Here is a 5,117-nt window from a genome sequence, read left to right on the forward strand (position 1 = left end):
GTGAACGGCAGCCAACTGTTTGCGACCAACCAAAACGTAGCCAACAACGCCGCCAATATCGCCAAAGGCATCAACTTCGGCGGTACGACCGGCAGCAAAAACTACGTATTGGGCGACACCATCAATGTCAAAGGCGACAGCAACATCATCAGCGAAACCGTAGCCGGTGGTGCACAGCTGAAACTGGCAGATGTGTTGAATGTCGGTCAAGCGGCTCCGGTGAAAATCGATGGCAATAAAGGCGAAGTCAGCGGCTTGAGCAATACGACTTTGGGTGGCAGCGACTTTGCCCAAGGCAAACGTGCGGCGACTGAAGAGCAGCTGAATGCAGCCCAAGATCAGTTGGTGAATGTATTGGGTGGCAATGCGGCCAATAATGGCGGCAACATCAGCATGACCGATATTGGCGGTACTGGTGAGAACAACATCCATGATGCGATTAAAGCCGTCAATGCAACTGCCAATCTGCCTTTGACTTTCGGCGGCGACAGCGGCAAAGATGTTGAACGCAAACCGGGTACGAAGCTGAATATTGTTGGCGGTCAAACCGATGCAGCCAAACTTTCAGACGGCAATATCGGTGTTGTAGCGAATGGCTCTGATAAGTTGGAAGTCAAATTGGCTAAAGACTTGGCAGTTGACAGCGTGAAAGCCGGCGATACCACCGTCAATACTGATGGCGTGAAAGTTGGTGATGTCAACCTGACTAAAGCCGGCTTGAACAACGGCGGCAACAAGATTACCAACGTTGCAGCCGGTACCGATGATACTGATGCGGTGAATGTTGCTCAGTTGAACAAAGCTGCGGCTGCGGCTAAGACCGAAGTCGTTCAAGGCGATAACATTGTTGTTACTCAGAATGTCGGCGCCAATGGCCAAACCATTTACAAAGTGGCTACCGATAAAAACCTGAAAGTTGACAGCGTTACCGCAGGTGATACCGTGATGAATAATGACGGTGTAAAAGTCGGCGATGATGTTGCATTGAACAAAGACGGCTTGAAAGCAGGCGATGTGAACCTGACCAAAGCTGGCTTGAACAATGGCGGCAACAAGATTACCAACGTTGCGGCCGGTACGGATGACGCCGATGCGGTTAATGTTTCTCAACTGAAACAAGCTGCGACGGCATCTAAAACTGAAGTCGTTCAAGGTAAGAACATCGTTGTGACTGAAAAAACAGGTGACAAAGGTCAGACTGTTTATGAAGTTGCTACCGATAAAGACTTGGACGTTGACAGCGTGAAAGCCGGTGATACTACTGTTAATAATGATGGTGTGAAAGTTGGTGATGATGTTGCATTGAACAAAGACGGCTTGAAAGCAGGCGATGTGAACCTGACTAAAGACGGCTTGGACAATGCGGGTAACAAAGTGACCAACGTAGCCGACGGCGACCTCAATGCCAACAGCAAAGATGCCGTTAACGGCAGCCAACTGTTTGCGACCAACCAAAACGTAGCCAACAACGCTGCGACTATCGCCAAAGGCATCAACTTCGGCGGTACGACCGGCAGCAACAACTATGCATTGGGCGACACCATCAATGTCAAAGGCGACAGCAACATCATCAGCGAAACCGTAGCCGGTGGTGCTCAACTGAAGTTGGCTGACGAGATTAGCGTGAAGACAGTGAATGCCGATACCTTCAAAGCAGGCGATACTGTAATGAATAACGACGGCATGAAAGTCGGCGATAAAGTTGCGTTGAACAAAGACGGTCTGACCGCAGGCAACACCGTGGTCAACAACGATGGCGTAACCATCGCTGCACCGACTGAAAACAATCCGAACAACCAAGTCAAACTGTCTCCTGTCGGTCTGAACAACGGCGGCCAACGCATTACCAATGTGGCTCCGGGTAAAGACGGTACAGACGCGGCAAACGTGAACCAGTTGATTGGTTTGGGCAACGAATTGCAAAACAACATCAACCAAGTAGGTAAGAAAGCCTACGCGGGTGTGGCCGGTGCGATTGCCCAAGGCTCGATTCCGCAAGTAACCAGTCCGGGTGAGACCGGTATCGGTGTCGGCAGCGGCTACTACGGCGGTCAGTCTGCCATGGCTATCGGCGTATCTGCGATGAGTGACGGCGGCAACTGGATTGTCAAAGGCAACTTCTCGGCCAATACCGACGGTCATGTCGGTGTCGGTGTCGGTGCGCTGTATAAGTGGTAAGTTGGCAATGACAGGCAACTAGATTTACTGCCTGAATAGGGAGGCCGTCTGAAATTTTAGGTTTCAGACGGCCTTTTTTTCTGAAAACACTTGAATTTAGACTATCTGAAACGATATGCTTCATCTATTTACCGCATGACTCTGAAAGAGAACAAATGAGCAAAACCATCCATTATTTGAAAGACTACGCCGCGCCAGCGTACCGTATTCTGAAAACCGACCTGCATTTCGATATTTTAGAACCGCAAACCATCGTCAAATCCAGTCTGACCGTTCAACCTGAAAGAGCAGGAGAGCCATTGGTATTGGATGGTTCGGCAAAACTGCTGTCTGTGAAAGTAAACGGCCGGGCCGTAGATTATGTGTTGGAAGACGAAAAACTGACGATTGCCGGCGTGCCGTCTGAAAACTTCACGCTGGAAGTGGAAACTGAAATTCTACCGGCTGAGAACAAATCTTTGATGGGTCTGTATGCTTCCGGTGGCAACCTGTTCACACAATGCGAACCGGAAGGTTTCCGCAAAATTACGTTTTACATCGACCGTCCAGATGTCATGTCTAAATTTACCACCACAATCGTTGCAGACAAAAAACGCTATCCGGTGTTGCTGTCTAACGGCAATAAAATCGATGGCGGCGAGTTTTCAGACGGCCGTCATTGGGTGAAATGGGAAGACCCGTTTGCCAAACCGAGCTATCTCTTTGCTTTGGTAGCTGGCGATTTGGCAGTAACGGAAGATTATTTTACGACCATGAGCGGCCGTAAGGTCAAAATCGAGTTCTATACCACGGAGACAGATAAACCTAAAGTAGGGTTTGCCGTGGAATCGTTGAAAAATGCGATGAAATGGGACGAAACACGCTTCGGTTTGGAATACGACTTGGATATTTTCATGGTCGTTGCCGTGGGCGATTTCAATATGGGCGCAATGGAAAACAAAGGTTTGAATATTTTCAACACCAAGTTTGTGCTGGCCAACAGCTGTACCGCGACCGATACTGATTTTGAAGGCATCGAATCTGTTGTCGGCCACGAATATTTCCATAACTGGACGGGCAACCGCGTGACCTGCCGCGATTGGTTCCAATTGTCGCTGAAAGAAGGTTTGACCGTATTCCGTGATCAAGAGTTTTCTGGCGACCGAGCCAGCCGCGTGGTACGCCGTATCGACAATGTCCGCATGCTGCGCTTGTTCCAATTCCCTGAAGATGCAGGCCCGACTGCGCATCCTGTCCGCCCGGCCAGCTATGAAGAGATGAACAACTTCTACACCATGACCGTCTATGAAAAAGGTGCGGAAGTGGTGCGCATGTATCACACCTTGCTTGGGGAAGAAGGCTTCCAAAAAGGCATGAAGCTGTATTTCCAACGCCACGACGGACAGGCTGTGACTTGTGATGATTTCCGTGCCGCAATGGCAGACGCAAACGGTATCAATCTTGATCAGTTCGCCTTGTGGTACAGCCAAGCCGGTACGCCGGTTTTAGATGCTCAAGGCCGTCTGAAAGATGGTGCGTTTGAATTGACCATCAAACAAACTATTCCGGCCACGCCCGATATGGCGGACAAACAGCCGATGATGATTCCGGTTAAAACCGGTTTGCTGAACGAAAAAGGCGAAGCGGTTGAGTTTGAATATCAAGGCAAACGTGTGAAAGAGGCGGTTTTGGTATTGACTGAAGCCGAGCAGACTTTTGTGTTGGGCGGCGTCAATGAGCCGGTTATCCCGTCTCTGTTGCGTGACTTCTCTGCACCGGTTACCCTGAACTATCCGTACAGCGAGCAAGAATTGGCCACGTTGTTGGCGGCAGATGAAAATGAGTTTGCCCGTTGGGAGGCTGCTCAAACCCTGTATCATCGCGCCATTAACGCCAACCGTCAGGCATTGGCGGAAGGCCGTCCTTTGCCGGAACACAAAGCATTGATGGATGCTTTGGCTTTGGTGGTTTCCGGTGACTTTGATCCGGCATTCCGTGCCATTTTGCTGCAAATGCCGTCTGAAACCGATGTATGGGCGGAAGAAGAAAATATTGACCCGATTCAGGTTCATCAGGCGCGTGAAGCCTTGCTCAATGCCGTTGCCGTCAAGTTCCTGCCTCAATGGCGCGAGCTGAACCGTCAAGCTGCCGAGCAAGAAAACCAAGCTGATGCCGCTGTGCGTTATGAATACAGCCCGGAATTGGCCGGCTGGCGTACTTTGCGCAATGCTTGCAGGGCATTTATCCTTCGTGCTGACGCTGCGCATATCGAACACGTTGCGGAGAATTACGAAGCAATGGCGCAAAACATGACCCACGAATGGGGTATCTTATCCGCAATTAACAGCAATGAAAGCGAAATCCGCGATCGTTTGTTGACACAATTTGCCGATAAATTTGCCGATGATGCTTTGGTAATGGACAAATATTTTGCCCTGATTGCCTCAAGTCGCCGCAAAGATACTTTACAGCAAGTTCAGACGGCCTTGAATCATCCTAAGTTCAGTATTGAAAATCCAAATAAGGCCCGTTCTTTATTGATGAGCTTCAGTCGTAATATTCCGCACTTCCATGCAGAAGATGGTAGTGGATACCGTTTTGTTGCCGATAAAGTGATGGAAATCGACCGCTTCAATCCGCAAGTTGCCGCCCGATTGGTGCAGGCTTTCAACATCTGCAACAAATTGGAAGCCAACCGCAAAGCCGTCATGACCAAAGAATTGCAACGCATCCATGCACAAGAAGGTTTGTCCAAAGATGTGGGTGAGATTGTCGGTAAGATTCTGAATGAAAAATAAAGCTTGTCTGTTAACCTTATTGTAATTTGGCAATAAGGATAGGCAGACTAAAGGCCGTCTGAAACCGATTGGTTTCAGACGGCCTTTTTATATATCAACGCTTAAATTAATTTTCGTTGAGGATAGTGAATAAGAATAAAAAAAGAGCCTGCATAAAACAGG

At 49.1% G+C, this 5,117-nt stretch carries 2 protein-coding genes; both read left to right on the top strand.

Annotated features, from left to right (window positions below):
• Window positions 1–2,178: YadA family autotransporter adhesin (locus O3660_RS11450; RefSeq protein ID WP_371464995.1), on the top strand; the 2,178-nt coding region annotated here is incomplete at its 5' end.
• Between the two features lie 155 nt (window positions 2,179–2,333).
• Window positions 2,334–4,955 (top strand): aminopeptidase N, encoded by a 2,622-nt coding sequence (pepN, locus tag O3660_RS11455; protein WP_049350908.1) that lies wholly within the window; start codon window positions 2,334–2,336, stop codon window positions 4,953–4,955.
• The last annotated feature ends 162 nt before the right edge of the window (window positions 4,956–5,117 follow it).

The sequence above is a fragment of the Neisseria sp. 27098_8_139 genome, from assembly GCF_041433195.1.
Taxonomy (GTDB): domain Bacteria; phylum Pseudomonadota; class Gammaproteobacteria; order Burkholderiales; family Neisseriaceae; genus Neisseria; species Neisseria subflava.

What these genes read in the sequence shown, in the direction of transcription:
- pepN (WP_049350908.1), top strand. Translation starts at nt 2,334, where the DNA reads ATGAGCAAAACCATCCATTATTTGAAAGACTACGCCGCGCCAGCGTAC.